Source organism: Paenibacillus turpanensis (assembly GCF_011421635.1).
GTDB classification, from domain to species: Bacteria; Bacillota; Bacilli; order Paenibacillales; family YIM-B00363; genus Paenibacillus_AK; species Paenibacillus_AK turpanensis.
This window is the reverse complement of the sequence record NZ_WTLI01000007.1, coordinates 90,300-111,588: the sequence shown is the minus strand read 5'-3', so window position 1 is coordinate 111,588 and position 21,289 is coordinate 90,300. Positions and strand designations below refer to the sequence as shown.

Here is a 21,289-nt window from a genome sequence, read left to right as displayed (position 1 = left end):
GGGTGGATGAGGAAAATCAAGGTACTCGTCGTCGATGATTCTCTAGTGTTCCGTGAGGTGCTGTCCCGAGGGTTAATGCTGGATTCGAACATCGAGGTCGTAGCGAAGGCTGTGGATCCATATGATGCCCGGGACAAAATATTGGAATTCGAACCGGATGTGATGACCTGCGATATCGAAATGCCCAAAATGAACGGCATTGAGTTCATCCGGCGGCTGCTGCCGCAGTATTCGATTCCAGTTATCGTGATCAGCACGATCAGCAATGCCGTGTTCGACGCATTGAATGCAGGCGCTGTCGATTTTCTCGTGAAGCCTGATATTCGAACGCCGCAGAGCATTGAGGATTTCATCCGGGAGCTCATCAGCAAGGTGAAAACCGCCGCGAAAGCCAATGTCCTGCAGCAGCGAACGGCTTCATCGCAGCCAAGCGTGGTAACGTCTGGCGGGGGTGAAGCCTCGGATCAGCGTTTGATTGCGATTGGCGCCTCAACCGGCGGCACCGAGGCAATATACAGCCTGCTGAAGGCGCTGCCTCCGGAAATGCCGGGCATCGTGATCGTACAGCATATCCCGCCCGTGTTTTCCCGGATGTTCGCGGAACGCTTGAACCAGTTTACCCCCTTTCAGGTGCGGGAGGCCAGCAGCGGTCTCTATGTCCAGAGAGGACATGTCTATATTGCGCCCGGGGATCAGCACATGAAGGTGAAAAAGCTCGGCGGCCGCTACAAGCTTGAATGCTTTCAGGGGGCCAAAGTGAATGGGCACTGCCCTTCTGTAGACGTGCTTTTTGATTCCGTGGCCAAGGAGGCGGGGGCTGATGGGTTCGGGCTGATTCTCACGGGGATGGGATATGACGGGGCAAAAGGGCTTATGTCTATGCGCCGCAGAGGGGCTCGCACACTAGGTCAGAATGAGGCGTCCTCCGTCGTTTACGGGATGCCGAAGGCAGCTTTTGAGCTTGGGGCTGTGGAGAAGCAGGTGCCGCTGGAGCAGATGGCAAGGGTGCTTTGCGGTATGCTGTGAGACAAGGTCGGGGGCGGGGGGGCTAGCTCTGGTTCACCTACCTCTTGCCAACCAGCTTCTCCACCGCCGGAATATCCGCACGCGCCCACTCCAGCCGCATCAAGTCCGCCCGATCGACCCACTCCAGCTTCTCATGCTCGTTCGGCACCGGCGTTCCGGAACCAATCGCGGCAAAATACGTGATCAGCCTTACCCGCACCGCCGGGTACTCGTAGGTATCGTCGGAGAGAAGCTCTCCGACCAGAATCTCACACCCAAGCTCCTCGCGGATTTCCCGTACGAGCGACTGCTCGTGCGTTTCCCCGCTTTCGATCTTGCCGCCGGGAAATTCCCACATGCCCGGCTGCGACATCTTCTCCGAACGTAGGGCGCAAAGGATTTGCCCCTCCTCGTTCGTAATAACCGCGCCCACCACATCTATCGTTTTCATCGTATCTTCCATCCTTTCACGCCTACCTAAATGCCTCATTTGCTGCTTAATATAAGTAAACAGATGCCGATCAAGAGGCAAAGCGGTGAGTACAGCATCGTATCCCACTTGGCGAATAAGGTTCCTTTCCTCGACTTAAAAAACCCGAGCCATCGAAAATCCCCTATGGATCGCAGCAGGAACACTGCGGATAAAATCCATCCACCATATAGGATCAACCATTTTGGAAATAACATGCCAGCCACGGCTTCCCCAAGCTCTAAGACGAACCATCCCGCTAATGCCAAAGCTAGAGCTACAAAGCCTGTATCAAGCTTGGTTGGCCGAAATAATAATTGTGATTCCAGACCCTTGCTGGGGATCGCGGCCAAAACCCCTCTTTTCCCACCTGCCATCCAATACACATGTACGCCGCTTAAGAAAAACAGAATTCCTCCCACCATCCAAGCCATAACACTCATCGCTCTCCACCCCTAACCCCTAATAATTGAGTTTTTAGCATTTCGATATGACGATAAATCTCTTCTTGATGGATTTGTTCGTACTTATGCCGTTCATACCAGCCCAAATAATAATGGTATAAAAGGAATGACTTTTGCTCAGCTTCTTGAGGAGGCATCCCTGCTTTTGTAAAAAGCTCACATGCATATTGCATTCGTTTCCGTTCGATCATCTCAAGCGTCGATTGAAAGGACAGGTACTGTTTCGCTAGATTTCGTAGATAAAATAAGAAATCTCCTTTCCCCGTCACCGAAAACATCTGTACCAGCAATTCCGTAATTTGTTCCTCTGTTTTTTCAAGAACGGATGATTCCAGGATTACTTGCTGCGTCGCTATTTGAGCCCAGCGCTCGACAAACCTTGCGATAAATTCATAACGATTTTTAAAATACCAATAGAAGCTGCTCTTGCTGCACCCAAGCTCCGCCGCCATCTTCTCAATCACCATGCCGTCGATTCCACTCTCGGCGAATTTCTCCATCCCTTTTGCGAGCCATTGATCCTCTGTTACGATGACTTTCGGAATTCGAAACACCCCTTTCTGTACGATATCGTCTAGATAATTTTACACCATGACCATAAAGCGGAGCAACATCTGAACGGTAACGTCCACAAAGTCAACACAAACAACAATCATTTCACTTAAAAAAGAAAAGGTCGACCGGATTAAAACCGATCGACCTTTATCCAAAGAAATGAATGTTTAGCCCGTTTTTTGATCCTTTACGGAGGCAAAACGCGGCTTGGCACTCCACATTTTGCTAGCGTCTACCATTTCAGGTGTCGGCAAAGTTTATTTCAACGAATCCATAAACGCAGCTATTTCTGGGCTCAATTTGATGGAGCGCAGCAGTACGGTTAATGCTTCAGCACGGGTCGAGTTTTGATCCGGTTCAAAGGAACCCTCGCCCTTGCCGTTGATAATGCCGGCTTCTGCCGCCGCTTTAATCTGCTCTTTATTCCATGTCTCGCCGATATCGTTAAAGGTAGCGCTGTTTGCCCCTTGAACGGTATTCAGATTGATGATTCTGGATATAATGGCGATCATTTCGGCACGGCTGATGTTCGCTTCCGCGCGGAACGTACCATCTTCGTATCCGTTAATGATGCCATTTGACGCTAGAGCCATGATCGCATCCTTCGCCCAGTTTTCGTTGATATCCTGGAATGGAGCAGCCTCCACCCCGCCGATGCCGATATTGAAGGTTTTGGCAACGATCGCAGCAAATTCACCGCGAGTAATGTTGGCATCCGGCTTAAACGTACGATCCTCGTACCCATGAACAACCCCAAGCCTTGAGAACACTTGAATGCTTTCAGCCGACCAATGATCGGATACATCCTCGAACGATACCGGTTGATTCGAAGACGATTTGATCTTTTCAGCCAAAACCTCCTTCAATAAGGAGACCGACTCCGGTTTACTGAAATCAAATGCAGGCTGACCTGGAGTCGTCGTTACCACCAGCACCGGTGTTTCCGGTGATGTCGGTGCTGCCGGTGTTGCAGGCGTTGCTGGAACAGCCGGTGCTGCTGGCGTGGACGGCGCTGCTGGCGAATTCGAGGAACCGGAGGAATCATCATCCGAATCATCGTCTGTGGTTACGGTCACGGTCGGCCCATTAGTCGACCAGTTGCCTGCTGCATCTCCTGCCTGTACGGTAAATGTATATCTCGTTCCTGACCCTAGACCTGTTACAGGATAGGTGTAAACCGAACCGGTCACGGTTGTCAGCAGTGTGGTTCCTCGATATACCTTGTAGCCCGTTACCCCTATGTTGTCGCTCGCTGCGTTCCAGCTGAGTGTCAAGCCGGTTTCCCCTACGCTGGACGCTGTCAAACGGCCATTCGTCCATACCGGCGCAGCTGTGTCTGTGACTACCGGTGTTTCCCCAGCGATTACCGTTAGGCTTGGGCCGCTAGTCGACCAGTTGCCTGCCGCATCGACTGCTTCTACCTTAAAGGTATAGGAAGCTCCCGCCGTCAGCCCTGATACATGGTACGTGCTTCCCGTAACGGTACCGAGATCCGTTGCGCCTTGATAGACTTTGTAGCCGGTCACCCCAACATTGTCGGTTGCGCCGGACCAGGTCAAAGTTAAACCGGTGCTCGTTACATCGGAAGCGTTCAAGCTGCCGGAAATCCAAGCTGGAGCCTCTTCATCCGCAAGATCGTTATACACCGCTTTTTCCCACTGAACAGAGGACATGTAAACCGCGCCTGCACCTGTGTAAGGCAGCACCGAAGTCGCTAACGACTGGGCATCGTACAATTGATAGCTGTACGGCAGCGCATTCTTAAATGCGCCTGCATCCAGAACGAGTCCTGCATTGGACGAATTGGTTACCGTCAGCTCGGTTTCGGCACCGTTCATCACATACACGCTATTGATGGCTCCGATATACCCCGCCGGACTCGAGCCGTTTCCGCTCAACAACGCTTTTGTTATGCCGCTGATATAGGAGTTTTCCACCAGAACGGAGGCACCCTGAGTGGAAATCGCACCGTTACTAACGACCTTCGATGCTGCATAGTCATCCGCTAACGAATTTCTCAGGTCGTACATCACAGCAGCATCCATGATGGTGTTGTATACGTGTCCGTATCCCTTGCGAAGCCTTGGCATCCGGTCCATCGTATCTTTATAGTAGTTATTTGCAAGCGTGATTCTCAGGTTAGAGGTATTGGCCTCCGTATCCGAACCACCGATTAAATGTGCTTTCTTTTGACCGGCCGAATATTGACGAATTTGTTCCTTGCTCATGCCGTGAGTCGTCAGCAGTTCATGGTAATACGGATAGTTCTCCGGATTTGCTTCCAGTAGTCCCATCATTTCGTCAAAGAAAGAGCCCTCACTTGCCGGTAAAAACTTGCTCCACGATATCGTTACATCGGAAGTACGGGTGCTGACCGCCTTCTTCACATCGACGATTCCATCATAAGCCTTATAGAAGGTTGCGTGGTCAATCCAGATCCCTGTGCTTCCTCCTTGAATGGTGATGTAATCCCAATCGTTCACGTCGTAATCGCCTTGAGTCGCTTCATCCCACTCCCACAGCTCATCAAACACCAGGTTACGGATCATGATATTGCTGGAATTGGATATATCGATGGTGGTATGAAGCAGCTTTGCACCATGTTTAGAGAAAAGGGTCAGGTTATTCATTCCAGAAAGCTTCAAGGTAGACACTCCGGTTTGAATCAGCTTCGGATGCAGCAGCGGCTGATGGCTTGCCGGCTTAATGATGCTGCTATAGGTTGTGATGGCCGTTCCAATTTCTAACGAACCTAAAGCAATATCATCCGTCAGCTCGATAACGCTTGGTTTTCCGCTTGTTTTCGCTGCATCAATGGCCTTTAGGAACTCCTCAGCAGTGGATACTTTGAAGTAACGCTCGGACGTTTCTAAAAGCAATCCGCCTCCTGTTACCTCCTGAGCAGCTGCATAGCCTTCAAGCGCATATTTCCGCAATGCTCTGTCTTTCGTAGAATTCGGGTCAGCCACATCGGACGGGGTCTCGACAACGTCGTCTCCTGTCACCTCAACACCATCCACCAGCAGCTTGATGTCGCTAAAGGTTACATCCGCATTTCTTGCAGCAAACATCCCTACATATACGTAATCCGGATCAATACTCGTAAGCTTAAAATCAAATCCTCCGGTAACCGCTGCCTCGTTACCGAATTTAGCCATATACCCATCCGCAGTACCTTCGATGCGTAGCTCAACCGTATCTCCTGCAGCAATTGGGTTTACAGCGGTTCCGCCCTGGGTAAGAACCCCGCTCTTTCTAGCGAAGCTATTCCAAAATCCTCCTGCCGCTGCCTTCGTGAGCTTTAAAGGTGCTGCTGCCACATAATCGCCGACAGCATCCTTTGTATAGGAATCAATAAACATGGCATCCCTAACCATCAAACCAAAGGATACCTGGTCATTCAGCTCAAAGCGATTCAACTTCGCTTTCGCTGTTAGCGTGAATGTGCTGTTTGCAGGCACTTTATAGTAATACATAGCGATTCCATCGGACGAACCTGCTATTTTTCCTTTATTATTGGCTACTGAAATATGCATGTTCCCATCGCCATCGGTTTCGAGGGTTTGGTTTTCAGAGCTTGGAGTCCCCCCTACGTCGCCAAATACGGTCCCTTTCCAGATCCCATGGTCCGGCCATAAGCTGCTTTGCGGCAATTCACCGGTATATGGCGCGTCTTGGTAATCAGGATTAGAAACTAATGTATCTGCTTTCGTTGGCGCCGCAGCATCAATCACATGTTCAGAAAGTCCGCTTACGCCAAGTTCTTTTATCGTCTTGGTTACAAGGAATGCATTGTATTTCCCGCCCCAGATATTGGTGTGTGTGTTATCTACACTGACCGGTTTGGATGAGGTCCACGCATGCAAATAGAGAGTCTCTGCCGGACCGAGCTCGTCATATAGCGCTTTCGTTAATGTAGTCATATCCACAACCGGCACCTGAAGCGCTGTTCCCAAATCCCTGATCGCTTGCGCATAATCTCCGCCTTCAAACGCTCCTGATGTGCCTGTGATATGAAGATTAGAATTGCTCCATACCCCGGAATCCGTTCTTCTCACAATTGGCGTAGAAAGGATGACTTTTGTTCCTGCCGCCTGGGCCGGTTTAATATAGTTTTCATACAAGGAATTCGCAAAGGAGCCTGAATCCAAATAAGTTCCATTCGGATTCGTGTACCTTTCCGCCTCAGCTTTTTCATCATTATGACCGAATCCGATGATCAAATAATCTCCGCTCTTCATTCCGTTCCGCAATGTCTGATATTCCGGATCGAGGGTATAGCTCTTTGAGCTTCTTCCGGACAAGGCGATATTTTGGATATGGAATGAACCGTCCAGGTAATTTCCAATCTGAGTGCCCCAACCGTAACGCGGATAATAATAATGATCCGAGAAAGAGCTTACCGTCGAGTCCCCAACGATCCAAATCGTAGAGGTCGGATTCGTTTTTGCCGTTATGGTCACCTTGATTGTCACTCCTGCGGCAAAACCGTCTACGGTTCCATGAACCTCTATCGTTCCAACCTTGGAAGTATCAACCGTATCCCAAATTACTCCTACAGCCTTTTGAGCTCCGTCACTATATACGGCTGTTACCGTTTGTGGAAGAACAGCTGTATTCCCTTGCATGACGGTCCGATCGGCTGGCTTTACGATGGAAGTTATGATAGGCTGCTCCGATCCCGGAGAAAGCTGATCAATTAGAGCCTGTGTCTCATCCGTCCAATACGTATCAGGCTGAGTTGTATAAACCCCGCTTTCATCGGGAGTGTATACACTTACATTACTGTGTGAATCCACTACAAATTGCACGCTGTTCTTGCTATCCAGACCGCCTACTCTTATCGGTGGAATGACATAATTCGAGATGTTATATCCGAGTCCCTGTATTTCCTTGGCAAGGAGACCGCCGTTATAAAAGCCGCCAATTTTATTATTGTGGGTCGAATCTCCGGCAACCATTACGGCCTTGGCTAATGGCGACGATCCATTGCTGGCTGCAGGGTCATTCTTGTACGCTTTTTCAAAAGCATCCCTTGTTAAGCTAAACATATCAACAACCTTAACCCCTTGCTCCTCACCCAGCTGCTCCACAGCTCTTACATAAGCATTGTTGACGCTTGTAATGGTTCCCGTTGCTGTATCGGTTGCATCATGATGAGTTCGGATGGTGCCGTCCGAGTTAAAATATTGTCTTGAAACAGGAGTTACCAAGATCGGTGTCGCACCCGCATTTCGCGCTACATCGATATACTGCTGCAAATACCACTTAAAGGTACCGCTTGTATAAGTATAATACTCTGCCCCGTACTGCGCTGGAAGCGTTAACGGAGTAGCTTCCTTCACACCCGGAATGGAAGGATAAATACCATTTGCATCCGGTTCTCCCACGGAAACGAATCTATCCAGCAAATATCCTTGCTGATTCGCGGAATCATTGTGGGCGAACTGAACCAGCAAATAATCACCGGCTTTAATGGTCGAAGCAATTTTATCCAAACTTCCCTCATTGATAAAGCTTCTGGAGCTTCTGCCCCCATTGGCATAATTAACGACATTCACCTTTTCCGAGTTAAAAAAGCTTTGTAAATATTCTCCCCAGCCCCCTGTATCTGAGCTTGGGCCGTATGTCTTCACCGTCGAATCGCCGGCTACATAAATATTTACACGCTGCCCGTCGGGAATTTCATTTCCGCCGCCACCCGATGACCCTTTTCGCACCAGGTTATCAAGCTGAATAGAATTCGGCGTACCCTTTAAGCCTTTCACCGTTTCAGGGGTAACCACAGCTTTAATATAAAAGCCGATATCACCACTTGTAATTTTGTAGGTTTTCGAAATATACGCTTTTGTTGCTTGGATCAACGTTTCTGTTCCATCCGGACTTACTCTGTACCACTGGATTAACGAGCTGTCGTTCAGGTTATCGTTCGTATGCTCAAATTCATAGCCTAAGCTAATGGTATTTCCGGTGTACGGAATGTTAATATCATCGTCTGTTGTAAAGAAAGGAGCCGTTTTAAAAGTTGGCGGTGTTTCCGTGTCAGCCGCATAGAAGGTTGGTGTCCAGCCTCCAAAGTAATCCGTAACATCGATTGCGGCAGCTTGTGTGTCTGTTAAAACAGGTGCTCTTCTTTGGGCGGTATCTACTGCTCCACCATTATAAGTCGTGTTGTACTCTGCAAAATTCGCATTTTCAGCCGGGCCCGACATATCCGTCCAGCCTCTAGGGTCGATCATGGAGCCGTTTTGCAGCTTGGTGTTTACGAACGTTACCTTTGCCCCTGCCCCCCAAGGTCTTCCGAAAAATCCCGAGGTCTGCAGATTTTTGCTGCCGGCAGTTACCGTAGCATTTCGAAATAAATAGCCATAGGCTGCTGAATCTCGGGCCGCCGTGATATAGCCACCTACAGCCTTATCACTATAACCGGCAAAGTTCAACGTCACATTATCAAACACTACATTTCCATCACCGAAAATATAGTCTGTATTTCCTTCGATAAAGGAGTCTTTAAAGTAGCTGCTATTCGTACCGCTGCCGCCGGTAAAGAGAGTGTCCTGACTTCCAAGGAAACTACAGCCCACAAATTCTGCCCGGTTTCCTTCGATCAGCATTGCCGCTGCTCTTTCTGTCGCAGTTTTTGAAGTCACGTCTGTGAAAATCTTTCGATCTACACTGATCGTGGTTCCTGCCTCTGCATTGGCAAGCTCCACGCCATCTGCTAATTCCTCTTCAGTAATGTATTTATTAAAAGAATTCTCAAATACGATGTTTTGCGCTTTAAAATCGGTAGCCGTACTGGTGAGATAAACGGTACCTCCCCACTTACTGGCGATATTCTTGGAATACTTATCAAATGCCTTTTCCTCGTTATAGAACCCGTCTGCTCCGATACTGTAGTACTTATAGCCAATCCCGTAATACCACGTAATCTTCGCCTGCGTACTTGGATCACTGGTTGGGTTTGGATGGGAATTCACAAGGGTAATAAATGGAGTTTTGATGACAAGCTGTTCCCTGTAAACGCCCGGAGCGATATGAATGGTGATTCGTTTGGCTTCTCCTGTCGGGTTCATTCTTGCTGCCGCAGCAAGAGCTTCCTTCACGGTATTGTAGTTATTTTGCTTGGAGCTATCCCCAACATATAAGTCTGGAACCCAGGGGAGAGGCTCCGGGGCCGTATTGTTCACAAACAAAATATCCTTATTGGTATTTTGACCATTAATCACGACATGAGAGCTTGTGCTGTAATTCTCGGAGGTTACCGCTGTAACGCTGTACGCACCGTTTCTCAGGCTTACCGAATACCCGCCGTTTGTCACAGTGCCTTTGTATATGTATCCATCATCAACATTAGTAAATGTAATGCTTGAAACTTGAGCTGTAGATGGAAACCCCTGGTATAGGCCCGCTGCCGTATATACCGCCTTTGCATCGACTGTAATATCCTGAACGGTGTCAACGCTTACATGAATACTGCCGCCATCCGTAATTTCATAATCATTAACGCCGGACATCACAGCTGTATACTCGATCCCATCCTGAACATCAGCCGAAAATGTCATCGCGTCTGTATTTATGGTCGCGGCAATCGGAGATGCCAGGCTTCCTTCTGGTGGAGTAAAAGTGATCTCCAATCCACGAACATCATAGCTGCTGTCAAAGCCCTTAATGTTACCGCTTACAGTAACAAGCTGGTTAGCGATCACATCTAAGCTAACACTTTTCCCCGACGCAATATCAGAGGTCGAGGTGCTTATTAGTTTCGTTTCATCGGAAAATCGATAACTCGTTACATCCTTAAGCGTAGCAATATAATCATAGCCCGTTGCAAGAACGGCATCAAAGGTATTGTCGGCATTCACATGAACGGTTGTTGCGTCCCCTGTTGTCTGGTTGGTGAAGCTGACGAGGTAGCCCGCGTCAATGTCACTGCCGTTCAAATTTACAGAGCCGCTAACCTTAACTCCAGGAGTTCTTACCACTCTTTGAAAATAAGGTTTCCCGCCAGCACCAGCCGAAACATAGATTTGATAGGAGCCGGAGTATTGTGCGACCAATTCAACCTTTTGTCCGATTCCGCCAAAAGCAGCGGTATGATCCTGAGCTTCCGAAGGATCCGGCGTTACGGTTACGTTGGTTCCATCGACGCTAACTGCTGCATGAACCAGGTGAATGGTTTCGCTTGACGCATTATGTGTTCCGCCATAAACCGTAATTTTGTCTCCTGCAACCACATGATCAAGAGTCAAGAACCTTCTCCCTGTACCTCCCGTTCCATTGGCGTAATACATTCCGTTTGCCGTATAGCCGTCATCATAACTAAACGTCTGCGTTCCCGATGAACCGGAAGAATTCACACCTGGGGTCGTCCCATCCGGCCCATAATAATACGATCTGTCACTTGAAACCGGATTCGCTACGGTCAAATCTCCATATACCGTTGTCGCAAACGTCCCCGATTTGATGGTCGTTTGGCTGTCCAACATTTCCGGTGTAATATGATTGTTGTATAGCTCTCCGGAGGTTTGAATTCCCCCAAAATCCCACACGTCAATGTTTCGGCTGTTCAATGGTTCATTGGCCAAGACTTTCAGTTCACCCATACTGCTGAAGGCTAAAGTGAAAAGCATGATGAATGTCAGTACCTTACTCATCGCTTTCTTTGACCTCATGAACATGCTTGGCTTGCTCCTGGCTTGTCTTTTTGCTTGCTTCCCCACGTGTCAGCTCCTCCTTCAAATCATTTCCATTCCTGATTATTATGAAGGCTGACACAGTGTCACAGTCAATAAAGCGTTTACATTTATTCGATTGGGATACCGATTAAAACATACTGCATTTGCCGGTTTTCTTCTTCTACATTCGCAATGACAATGCCAATAATATCACCGGCAATTATTAAATGATGCTCTTTCATATATGTAAAAGACTCTTTAAGCAGCGATTCTTTTACATGCATCCTATGGTTTTCTGCATGGACGGGAAGCTTAACCACACGAAGAAGAGATTTACGTTTTTCGTATCGTTCCGTGTATTCATTTTCTTTCATCTTATATTTATCTACATCTGACCTTTTTACGGCCCAACCCGCATGGAGCGTGAACTTGTCATTCTCTATATCTTCTTTTCGGATCAAATACATTCGCTGTACTTCCGGTGATCGGTATAAATACTCTTGTACGGCCATCACTCTGTCGGGTTCTGTTAAAATTTTGTCCCCTCTCTGATAAAGCACGTACGATAAGGCAACGCAATCTCTTATGTAGCATTGCTGATTCAATTCATCCGTTTTCTTCATCAGAACCAAATCATCCTTGAGTCTATGTCTTAGGTTGCTTAAATAATAAATTTGCTCGTCGATGGTTTCCATCCGTTTCTCGTATGTCGAAATTAAGGTTGACAATTCGCTTTTCTTCATCTCGGCTATTTCTGAATGGGTAAACCCATACTTTCGCAATAACCTTATATTCATAAAAATGGTGATGTCTTCTTCGGTAAAATATCGGTAATTACTAGTTTCACATCTTTTTGACGTGATATAGCCCATCTTTTCATATCTTCTGATTGTGTTTGTTGTAACGTGAAGGAGTGTAGATAATTCACTGATCTTATATCTCATATAAACCTCCATCGGTACTTTAAGTAAACGGCTTATCTTTGATTATATCGTTAACTTTTGCAGTATGAAATGAGAGAAAACGTCGATGATTACAGAACATTGCTAAAACGCAACTCTCGCACGGAACCACTCAGACCCTTACTACTAATTACTTGAGAAGCACAAAAAAGCCCGTATTCCTAATTAGGAATTCCAGGGCCTGTATACTCGTTATTTGATCATCTTCACCTTTGCCGATGGACTGATAACCGCTTTTAGGATACGGTAGGAAAGCTTGATGCGGTTCGGCACGGAATGTGCTTTTTCTCTTAGAAAAAGGAACGCCGAGCGGTTCCCTCGTCTTGAGTTGCAATCGCCGCATGAAGCGAGCAGGTTCAAAGGCAGGTCTGAGCCGCCTTTGCTCGATGGAACAATATGATCGACGGTCGTTGCAGGATTACCGCACCATAAACAAATGAAATGATCTCGTTTTAGAGCAGCTTTTCGATAGTCGCGGAACGTAAATGGATTATAAAGTAGCTGGATGGTCTCGTCATCAATCCAAACCGCACGGGCCCGATTCACTTCCCGTTCCGCTCGGTGAGGCAAGCATGGCGTTAGCTCTTGGCCATCGACATTTAGGACCGTTATCATTAGTCTCCCCCCAATATTGGAATCATAACCGCGCATTATTCATTCATGGTTATGTATCGCGGAGGCACAGGGGAGAGTTTTTCTGTTCAAGGCTGTGTTTTTAACATTATAACACGAGCGATTTTTTTCATGCTCTGAAATGCTTTCCAGAGCTGCTTCATTAAAATGCCGGTTAACCAGACTTTGGGATCTTATTTAAATGACGATTAAAATACCAATTGGTTATTTCCGCTGTCCCCAACATTACCTTCCGGCACCGATTCCAATCGCTCCATCTCAACACCTGCCAGTATAAACGGTGCCTGACCAATGAATTGATCACTTACGATTCTCTCATTGATGTAATAAGTGTACGACCCATCCCGGTATGGCCGATTGCCGAGCCCTGCTCCTTTGCAAATTTGATGCAAATGAACGCCTGACTCATCATGGGTTACCAGATGCGCCAGCAGACCTTCATACCCACGGACCGCGAGCTTGCGGTAATTGCGCGGCAAGTAACCGAGTCTGACCCCTTTGGCAATCGCATACACGAACATGCAGGAGCCGGAGGCCTCCAAGTAATTCCCTTCCCGCTTCCCTTGATCAAGCACTTGATACCAAAGCCCGCTTTCCGCATCCTGTACGCTCTCCAGTGCTCTCACCATACGCAAAAAGATTCCGGCAATCGTTCCGCGCTTCCTATGATTTTTCGGAAAATGCTCCAGGGAGTCCACGATCGCCATCGCATACCACCCCATAGCTCGGCTCCAAAAATGAAAAGATGTCCCTGTCGCCGGATTACACCATTCCTCCTCCTTGCTTTCATCCCAGCCATGGTACAATAAGCCCGTTTTTTTATCACGTGTACGCTGTTCCACCGTCAGAATCTGATGGGCAACCTCGTCAAACAGTTCGGGCCTATTGAAAATTTTCGCGTACTCAGCCAGAAACGGAGAGGACATATATAGCCCATCCAGCCACATTTGGAACGGGTATACCTTTTTATGCCAAAACCCGCCTTCCGTCGTACGCGGATGACCTTCCAATTGATCGGCCAGCAAGTGCGCTGCCTTGCTATAACGCTCCTCCCCTGTCTGCTTGAACAAATGAAAAAGAACTTTTCCTTGATTAATCTGATCCAAATTATATTCTTCCAGCTCGTAGGTTCGAATGGCCCCGTCCGATTCGATGAACAAATCCATATGCTTTTTGACATAATCGTAATACTTCGTGTCCTTTGTCATTTCCCAGACTCGCAGCAGCGCCAATAGCATCATACCCGGTACGTAAGCCCACCGCTCCGTAATTTCCGGATGGTAGCCCTTCGAATCGGATGCCGACATGATGGTTTCAGCCATGGCAAACCATTTTTGACTGTTCATAAAGCATATCCTCCTGAATCCATGCTTGATTTTTCGCCTCTACCGACCGAATTTTCTATGAAACTGAGCCAGCTTGGCGTAAAAATCCTCCATTATAAAACGCGCATCCATGGTTTCATATACTCGGATCGGGCGATGTTTTCCGTTGTGGATATACTTCATCTGTTCGTCTAATTCAGGAGCAGGCTTCCACGACCACCGGCCGCAATCCGGAAAAAGAATGACGCCAACCGCAGGAGAATCACCCAAGATACGATATTCAGCCGGCCTTTGAACACTTGCATTATTGAACGCGATCAGCTCTTCAACCAAATACCTTCCGATTTCCCCATGAGGGTAAACCCTCTCGACCAGCTCCGCAAAGCTAACCGGCATCTGCCGATACACAGCGCGGGAAATTTGCCACAATTCGAGCTTCGATTTGAAGATGACGTTTGCAGCATGGACATCGTTGGCTAAATTATATTCCCAGCCGCCAGCCGGCCAGTCGCCGCCACCGATCCAAATTACCTTAATGTCCCGGTCTGCAATCCGCGGTTCAAGCAATAGGGCGGACGCCATATCCGTCAAAGGACCGTAAAAAGCGATATAAAGCGGCCGTTCATCGTCTTTCATCGCTTCCTCAATAATGAATCGAGCCCCCGCGGAATCCACCGGTGTTTGTTCGTCCGGCATCGCATGTTCCGCACCATCTTCAACCCGGATCTGGCCTTCCATCCCCATCAATCTGAGCACCAGCATCGTTTCATCGTGACTGTCCTTTAAGCTTGTCGCCGACTTCCGGTCGCCGAAATGTGCGGGGATAATGCCATGCAATTCAAACGAAGGCGTCAGCACGGCATGTACTATGGCAAATTGATCATCAACTTCGTTTTTAGCATCGGTGTTGATGATCACTCTTGTTTTCTTCTCATCCGGGATACGAATTTCCATTAGGTCATCCACCTTTTCATCGTTTTATCACAAATTCCCACTTTTCAACACGGACGCGACGGCGCGTTTCCAACCTGCGTAGTGGCGCTCCCGCTCCCCGGTTCCCATCACTGGCTCGTATGTGCGGTAGCTTTGCTGCCGGTTCTTTATATCGTCCGGAGATGTCCACCATCCTATCCCGAGCCCGCCCATATAATAGGAGCCTAGTGCAGATAACTCGGCCACCTCCGATTTGACCACCGGACATCGCAGAAGATCCGCCTGGAACTGCATCAGCAAGGAGTTATCGGATGCGCCGCCGTCGGCACGAAGCTCAACAAGAGCGTTGCCCGTTACCGATTGCATCAACTCTACCGCATCGCAAACTTGGTAAGCAATGGACTCGATCGCCGCGCGAACGATATGCGCCTTGCCTGTACCCCGGTTCATACCTGTAATCGCCGCCCTGGCATAAGGATCCCAATAGGGGGCGCCCAATCCGACAAAGGCGGGGACCATATATACGCCCTCATTGTCCGCTGCGGATTGAAGAAGACGTTCCATTTCTTCAAACGAGCGGAATAAGCCGAGCTGATCCCGTACCCATTTGATGCTGTCGCCGGTTGTCCGAACGACGGCCTCGAGAGCGTAGGTTACCTTGCCGCTCATCCCCCATGCAATGGCAGCGACAAGTCCGTTTTTCGCAGACGGCGGCTTCTCCCCTACATTCATCAGCACGGAGGTTCCCGTCCCGTAAGTCGCTTTGGCCATCCCCTCCGTAAAGCAACGGTTGCCAAACATCGCGCCCTGGGAATCGCCGATGATGCCTGTAATCGGAATACGTTCGTCGAACAGCCCGGCATCCTCCGTATAGCCGAACCCCTCATCGGAAAATTTCACTGCAGGCAGTAGCTCGGACGGCACGCCGAACAGACGGCACAGCTCCTCGTCCCATTCCAACGTATGAATGTTAAACAGAGAAGTACGGCTCGCATTCGTATAATCGGTAGCATGTACCTTTCCGTTCGTCAGCTTCCAAAGCAGCCAGCTATCCATCGTCCCGGCCAGCAGCCTGCCTTCTTCGAGCTTCGAGCGCGCTCCTTCCACGTGATCCAGCATCCAGCTCCATTTCGCAGCTGAAAAATAAGGATCCAGCAGCAGTCCGGTTTTCGTGCGCACTGTCTTTTCATACCCTGCGGCTTGAAGCTTCGCGCACTGGCCGGCCGTTCGCTGGCATTGCCACACAATTGCCGGGTACACCGGCATCCCGTTATGGCGATCCCATAGGACAGCCGTTTCCCGCTGGTTGGTAATCGTCAGTGCAGCAAGCTGCACGGGTTGAATGCCAGCCGATTGCAACGCCCTGAGCGAAGTTTCCTTCACATGGTTATAGATCTCCAAAGGGTCATGTTCCACCCAGCCGGCACGGGGAAAATACTGCTTATGTTCCTTGAAGCCGCGCGCGACAATACTTCCGTCCCGATGGACGACCAGCGCCTTGGTTCCTGACGTGCTCTGGTCAATGGTCAGAATGTATTCCTTCGTCATCGTGCAGCTCCTAACGATCCAGCAGCTCAAGCGCAACGCGCTTGATGTTAGCCGCCGTAATGCCGTAATGCTCGAACACTTCCGCCGTCTTTCCTGCCACGGCAGGCTCATCCGGAATGCCCATAATCTTTACCGGCACCGGGTGATGCTGGACGACCGTCTCAGCCACTGCGGCGCCTAGTCCCCCGTGGATGCTATGCTCTTCCACCGTAATGATCGTACCGGTTTCGCGGGCTGCGCGGATAATCGCCTCAACGTCCAGCGGCTTGATCGTATGCATGTTTAGCACCCGGCACGAAACGCCCGCCTCCTTCAAGGCGGTATGCGCATCCAGCGCTACACGCACCGTCTCGCCGGAGGCAATTACCGTCAGATCGTCTCCCTTCCGCAGCTCCACCGCCTTGCCGATCTCGAATTCGTATTCATCCGAATCGTAAACATCCTCGACCGGATTACGGCCGGTACGGACATAGGCGCCGCCGTAATGCTGCACGAGCGCAGCCGTCATTTTCTTCGTCTCGTGGCGGTCTGCCGGCATCATCACCGCCAGCCCCGAAATAGCGCGGGCCACCGCGAGATCCTGCACGGAATGATGCGACATGCCGAGGGCCCCGTAGCTGACGCCACCACTGATGCCAATCAGCTTCACATTGGTACCGGAATAAGCCACGTCAACCTTAATCTGCTCGATGCTGCGCATACTGAGAAAACAGGCCGGAGAGGTGACGAACGGTTTTTTGCCGCTGTGGGCAAGCCCAGCCGCTATGCCCACAATATTTTGCTCCGCGATCCCGACCTCTACGAACTGCCCGGGAAACTCCTTTGCAAACGGCCCCATAGCAGCGGAGCCTCGTGAATCGCTGGCCAGCACCATAATGTCTCGGTCTTGACGCCCTAGCTCTAACAGCGTTTCACAAATAACTTGCCGATTCGCAATGTTGTTGATCATACGTTCCGCCCCTCCCGCAGGATTACCTCACGCGCAGCTGTAAGTTCGCTCAAGGCTTGCTCCAGTTCAGCATCATTCGGCACGTGGTGATGCCAGTGCGCAGCATTTTCCGCAAAGGACACTCCCTTGCCCTTGATTGTATTTGCAAGCACCAGCGTCGGCCGTCGTTCCTCGGGCACAGCTTCCAGCACCTGCACCAGCTCACCCATATCGTTCCCGTCGACGGACACCACCTTCCAGCCGAAGGCCTCCCATTTTCCCTGAAGCGGTTCAAGACCCATCACGTCTTCGGTCGAGCCGCTGATCTGCAGCCGGTTACGGTCGATAATGCCGATCAGATTATCCAATTTATAATGGGCGCCGGCCATTGCCGCTTCCCATACCGAACCCTCCGCCTGCTCGCCGTCTCCCATTAGACAGAACACACGATAAGCGTTTCCGTCCCGTTTGGCGGCCAGCGCCATGCCGACGCCAATCGCTAGACCGTGGCCCAGAGCCCCGGTATTCATTTCGATTCCCGGCACCTTATTGTTCGGATGACCAATAAGCCTCGTTCCAAACTGGCTGAAGGTCAGCAGCTCCTCCTTCGGGAAGAAACCGAGATCCGCCAGGATACACCAAAGTGATTCCACCGAATGGCCTTTGCTGGCGATAAAACGGTCACGCTCCGGCCATTTGGGATCGTTCGGATCGATTTTCATTACCCGATAGTATAGAGCCGTCAAAATATCCGTATTGCTGAGCGAGCCGCCGGTATGTCCCGTCTTGGCGCGATGAATCATCGTCAGCAGCTCCATTCTAATTTGTGCTGCTTTGGCCTTAAGCTCCGCGATTTCCATGACACTCTCCCCCTCCACTAAAGTGCTCCGCCACGAAGCCAGGCTTGAATTTCCCGCTCATCGGGGTCCACCGGATCGGGAGTAAGCCCCGGAATGTAGCGGCATGCCTCATACAGCGCCGGAATCACATTCGCATGAATCCCGACGGCGTGATGTACGTATGGCCCTCTCACCAGTTTTTCTTCCCATAACGGCCAGTCGTTTACTTCCACCCATACTTAGGAGCCTCGGGTATAAGGCCCTTCAATACCGCGGGCGCGGCCAAGAAATAACTGGTATTCACCATGGTCTCCGTCGAAGCGGGCGAGTGTCATGCTTCCACCCTTAATTTTCCCCTCGTGTGTACCGGGAGAATGATCGTCAAACAGAAAATGCTTGCGCAGCTTCGGCTTGTTCTCCTCGCTTAGCGACACGGGAAAATTGCCGCAGTGAAACAGCAGCTCCCCGTTTTCATTCTCGGGATGACGGATCGTCAAATCGGCGAAAAACGTCGGGGCCTGATTCATCGCTGCAGCCTGTACCATGATCGAAGTGATGGCACCGTGAATGTCGGTTTCACAGGTAACCGGAATTTGTTCGTCGGTAAGAATGGCATTGGCGAGACAAGGCATGATGCCCATAACCTCCTGCAGCGACGACCAGCATTGAATGGCGATCGCAGTGCTGCCAGTTTGTACGGCATACTGCTTCATGGCGACCTTCAGGGCGGCGATTCTCCGAATGTCGTCCTCGGTCACTTCGGAATAGTCCAGTTTTGCCTTTATATATTCGATTGCTTCTTGCAGGGCGTCGCCGTTCCCTTTCTCGATCTGCTTCGACGCCCGTTGAATGTCGATTAGGGTAATCGGATGAAGCTCGATGCCGAACCGCTCCAACAGCTCGCCTTCGTTGCACATCATCGTCCAGAACGAGGCCGGCCGAGGACCGATTTGCAAAATCCGCAAGCTGCGGAAATGACGCACCACGTTGGCTGCGGCAATAAAGTTGGCGAAGCCCCGCTCGAATACCGGATCATTCACCCGGCAGTTGGTCACGTAGGTGAAAGGTACGTTGAAGCGGCGCAGCACTTTCCCCGTAGCGAACAAGCCGCACTGCGTGTCGCGCAGGCGCATGCCATCCTGCAGCGGCGATTCGTCGCGCGGCCCCCACAGCAGCACCGGTTTACCGAGCGCCTTTCCTACACGGGCAACCGTATCCTCCGTACCGAAATTGCAGTGCGGGAAAAATACAGCGTCCACATTCTCCCGCTTAAACCGTTCCACAATTTCCTCCGCATTGACATGGTCGTCGTATAAGAGCCCTTCGCTGTTCAATCCTTCGAGATCGACAATATCGATGTCGAGACCGAAGCTTTCGATTTTCTCCCTGATCTTGACCTTGTAGGTAAACGCATCCTCCGCACTGAATACAAATCTGCGGGTTGGTGCATAACCGAGTTTAAGCGCTTTCATCTCCGCATCCTCCATTATCGTGGTTAGGGTTCCATCTGAACGCATGGGGTCCATCAAAAGAAATGTGCCAGTGAGCAGAGGGCGCTTCCGATTTATCGATTCAGAAGCAGTACAGCAACCTGTCACTAAACTTTTTTAGTTAAATTCATAGACTTGTCGTATTCACTTGGATCATATCACCAGAATCGGCGTGCGGTCAATGGTTTTAATAAATTTGTTTATATGTTTCGCGCATTATAACTAAACTTTTTTATATAATCGGTAAGACCCCTAACATGTTATAGTCATAATAGGCTTCGCGCCCTGTGCTTTTTTACGCCCTATAAGATTTACTTGTATAATCCTAAACCGCGTTGTAAACTTATAACTTAAATATTTTAGTATTGTTTCGAGGTGCACATTGTGAAAATGACCGATATCGCCAAAATGGCCAATGTATCCAAAGCCGCCGTATCCTTAGCCCTTAGCGGCAAACCGGGAATTAGCGATGAAACGCGTGCGAAAATATTGGCTATCGTGAAGGAAACCGGTTATTTGCCCCGTGCTATGGTCAAAGCTGATCAAGTGTATGGTTTGAGCCGAACTCTCCGCTTTGTTGCCTGCACCAATTCTGGTATTGTCTCGGACCATTTTTATCAGCAGCCCTTTTTCATGGAGCTCATTCACCATATCGAGGAGCAGTGTCGGGCCAACGGGTACTCGCTGTTCTTCTCCTCAGTTCCTTACGATCAGTTTGAACAGACTGTTGAAGAATTGGAGACGGAGCATAAATCAAATGGCATCCTGCTTCTTGGCACGAATTTAAGCCGTCAGCAGATTGAAATGGTGGAGCGCAAGCAACCGAACTTAGTCGTGATCGATACATGCATAGAGACGATGGATGCCAATTTCATCGTAATGAATAACAAAATGGGCGCCTATCAAGCAGGAAAATACCTGCTCGATCTCGGCCACCGCCAAATCGGCTACGTGCAGTCCAACTCGCGAATGTACAACTTCGACTCCCGCAAGCAAGGCTTTCTGCAAGCCCTTTCGGAAGAGGGAGTCCACTTACCGGAAAAATATACTTTTACGGTTTCACCGACGGTCGTCTCTTCGCAGGAAGAGTTAAAAAACAGCTTCATGCGCTTGGAAGATGATGTGCCTACCGTTCTTTTCTGCGAGTGTGATTACATTGCTATCAGCACGATGAAATCGCTATATGAAATGGGGTACCGTGTTCCCGATGATATTTCGATTATTGGCTTTGACAATATTCAGGAATCGAGGATCGTTACACCTGAGTTGACCACGGTTCACGTCGAAAAGCTGAAAATCGCCGAACTCGCCATTGCGAAGCTGATAGCCGGTGCGGATGGGCGCGAGCAGGTAAGAAGTAAGATGTGGATCGACACCCATTTGGTGATCCGAGATTCATGCAGAGAGATTCAAGTTAAGTAGAAAATGAACGGTTAAGACTTGATGGTTCTGGAGTTTTT

At 49.6% G+C, this 21,289-nt stretch carries 13 protein-coding genes and 2 pseudogenes; 2 read left to right on the top strand and 13 right to left on the bottom strand.

What is annotated here, in order from left to right:
* Positions 1-6: 6 nt before the first annotated feature.
* Positions 7-1,026 carry a protein-glutamate methylesterase/protein-glutamine glutaminase gene (locus tag GQS10_RS08330; protein WP_166240957.1) on the top strand — a complete coding sequence of 340 codons (1,020 nt, stop codon included), beginning with the start codon at positions 7-9 and terminating at the stop codon, positions 1,024-1,026.
* A gap of 37 nt (positions 1,027-1,063) precedes the next feature.
* Here the strand turns inward: GQS10_RS08330 and GQS10_RS08325 are convergent, their stop codons facing one another.
* The 13 genes and pseudogenes from GQS10_RS08325 to GQS10_RS08270 all read right to left on the bottom strand — a co-directional run bounded on the left by GQS10_RS08325 (position 1,064) and on the right by GQS10_RS08270 (position 19,811).
* Positions 1,064-1,456, bottom strand: a complete 393-nt coding sequence (locus tag GQS10_RS08325; protein ID WP_166240955.1) for a (deoxy)nucleoside triphosphate pyrophosphohydrolase — start codon at positions 1,454-1,456, stop codon at positions 1,064-1,066.
* Between the two features lie 35 nt (positions 1,457-1,491).
* The gene (locus GQS10_RS08320; RefSeq protein WP_166240953.1) at positions 1,492-1,917 is read right to left on the bottom strand and encodes a DUF3995 domain-containing protein; all 426 of its coding nucleotides are present in this window, start codon (positions 1,915-1,917) and stop codon (positions 1,492-1,494) included.
* On the bottom strand, positions 1,914-2,492 hold the full coding sequence (locus GQS10_RS08315; RefSeq protein ID WP_341805029.1) for a TetR/AcrR family transcriptional regulator: 579 nt from the start codon (positions 2,490-2,492) through the stop codon (positions 1,914-1,916). The genes GQS10_RS08320 and GQS10_RS08315 overlap by 4 nt, the downstream gene beginning before the upstream one ends.
* 258 nt (positions 2,493-2,750) lie before the next feature.
* Positions 2,751-11,099 (bottom strand): pectinesterase family protein, encoded by an 8,349-nt coding sequence (locus GQS10_RS08310; RefSeq protein ID WP_243735045.1) that lies wholly within the window; start codon positions 11,097-11,099, stop codon positions 2,751-2,753.
* A 200-nt stretch (positions 11,100-11,299) separates the two neighbouring features.
* Complete coding sequence (locus GQS10_RS08305; protein WP_243735059.1) at positions 11,300-11,866, bottom strand: hypothetical protein; 567 nt, start codon at positions 11,864-11,866, stop codon at positions 11,300-11,302.
* A gap of 51 nt (positions 11,867-11,917) precedes the next feature.
* Positions 11,918-12,115 (bottom strand): annotated as a pseudogene (locus GQS10_RS23085) (MerR family transcriptional regulator); the annotation flags it as partial.
* A 210-nt stretch (positions 12,116-12,325) separates the two neighbouring features.
* Positions 12,326-12,748, bottom strand: a complete 423-nt coding sequence (locus GQS10_RS08300; RefSeq protein ID WP_166240947.1) for an HNH endonuclease — start codon at positions 12,746-12,748, stop codon at positions 12,326-12,328.
* A 206-nt stretch (positions 12,749-12,954) separates the two neighbouring features.
* Positions 12,955-14,112 (bottom strand): glycoside hydrolase family 88/105 protein, encoded by a 1,158-nt coding sequence (locus tag GQS10_RS08295; protein ID WP_166240945.1) that lies wholly within the window; start codon positions 14,110-14,112, stop codon positions 12,955-12,957.
* Positions 14,113-14,151: 39 nt separating this feature from the next.
* Complete coding sequence (locus GQS10_RS08290; RefSeq protein WP_166240943.1) at positions 14,152-15,045, bottom strand: nucleoside hydrolase; 894 nt, start codon at positions 15,043-15,045, stop codon at positions 14,152-14,154.
* 27 nt (positions 15,046-15,072) lie between these two features.
* On the bottom strand, positions 15,073-16,572 hold the full coding sequence (glpK, locus tag GQS10_RS08285; RefSeq protein WP_166240941.1) for a glycerol kinase GlpK: 1,500 nt from the start codon (positions 16,570-16,572) through the stop codon (positions 15,073-15,075).
* Between the two features lie 10 nt (positions 16,573-16,582).
* Positions 16,583-17,521 carry a transketolase family protein gene (locus GQS10_RS08280; protein ID WP_207952189.1) on the bottom strand — a complete coding sequence of 313 codons (939 nt, stop codon included), beginning with the start codon at positions 17,519-17,521 and terminating at the stop codon, positions 16,583-16,585.
* Positions 17,518-18,360, bottom strand: coding sequence for a transketolase (locus GQS10_RS08275; protein ID WP_166240940.1), 843 nt, complete (start codon positions 18,358-18,360; stop codon positions 17,518-17,520). Before GQS10_RS08275 ends, GQS10_RS08280 begins: the two co-directional genes overlap by 4 nt.
* Positions 18,361-18,377: 17 nt before the next feature.
* A pseudogene (locus GQS10_RS08270) lies at positions 18,378-19,811 on the bottom strand (L-fucose/L-arabinose isomerase family protein).
* A 408-nt stretch (positions 19,812-20,219) separates the two neighbouring features.
* Here GQS10_RS08270 and GQS10_RS08265 point away from each other — a divergent pair.
* Entirely contained in the window at positions 20,220-21,251 is a 1,032-nt protein-coding gene (locus GQS10_RS08265) for a LacI family DNA-binding transcriptional regulator (protein ID WP_166241107.1), read from the top strand.
* Positions 21,252-21,289 lie beyond the last annotated feature (38 nt).

Bases quoted from the DNA above. Each gene is read 5' to 3' on its own strand.
- glpK (WP_166240941.1), bottom strand. From the start codon at position 16,572: ATGACGAAGGAATACATTCTGACCATTGACCAGAGCACGTCAGGAACC.
- GQS10_RS08300 (WP_166240947.1), bottom strand. From the start codon at position 12,748: ATGATAACGGTCCTAAATGTCGATGGCCAAGAGCTAACGCCATGCTTG.
- GQS10_RS08310 (WP_243735045.1), bottom strand. From the start codon at position 11,099: ATGGGTGAACTGAAAGTCTTGGCCAATGAACCATTGAACAGCCGAAAC.
- GQS10_RS08320 (WP_166240953.1), bottom strand. From the start codon at position 1,917: ATGAGTGTTATGGCTTGGATGGTGGGAGGAATTCTGTTTTTCTTAAGC.
- GQS10_RS08280 (WP_207952189.1), bottom strand. From the start codon at position 17,521: ATGATCAACAACATTGCGAATCGGCAAGTTATTTGTGAAACGCTGTTA.
- GQS10_RS08305 (WP_243735059.1), bottom strand. From the start codon at position 11,866: ATGGAAACCATCGACGAGCAAATTTATTATTTAAGCAACCTAAGACAT.
- GQS10_RS08275 (WP_166240940.1), bottom strand. From the start codon at position 18,360: ATGGAAATCGCGGAGCTTAAGGCCAAAGCAGCACAAATTAGAATGGAG.
- GQS10_RS08325 (WP_166240955.1), bottom strand. From the start codon at position 1,456: ATGAAAACGATAGATGTGGTGGGCGCGGTTATTACGAACGAGGAGGGG.
- GQS10_RS08330 (WP_166240957.1), top strand. From the start codon at position 7: ATGAGGAAAATCAAGGTACTCGTCGTCGATGATTCTCTAGTGTTCCGT.
- GQS10_RS08295 (WP_166240945.1), bottom strand. From the start codon at position 14,112: ATGAACAGTCAAAAATGGTTTGCCATGGCTGAAACCATCATGTCGGCA.
- GQS10_RS08265 (WP_166241107.1), top strand. From the start codon at position 20,220: ATGACCGATATCGCCAAAATGGCCAATGTATCCAAAGCCGCCGTATCC.
- GQS10_RS08290 (WP_166240943.1), bottom strand. From the start codon at position 15,045: ATGGAAATTCGTATCCCGGATGAGAAGAAAACAAGAGTGATCATCAAC.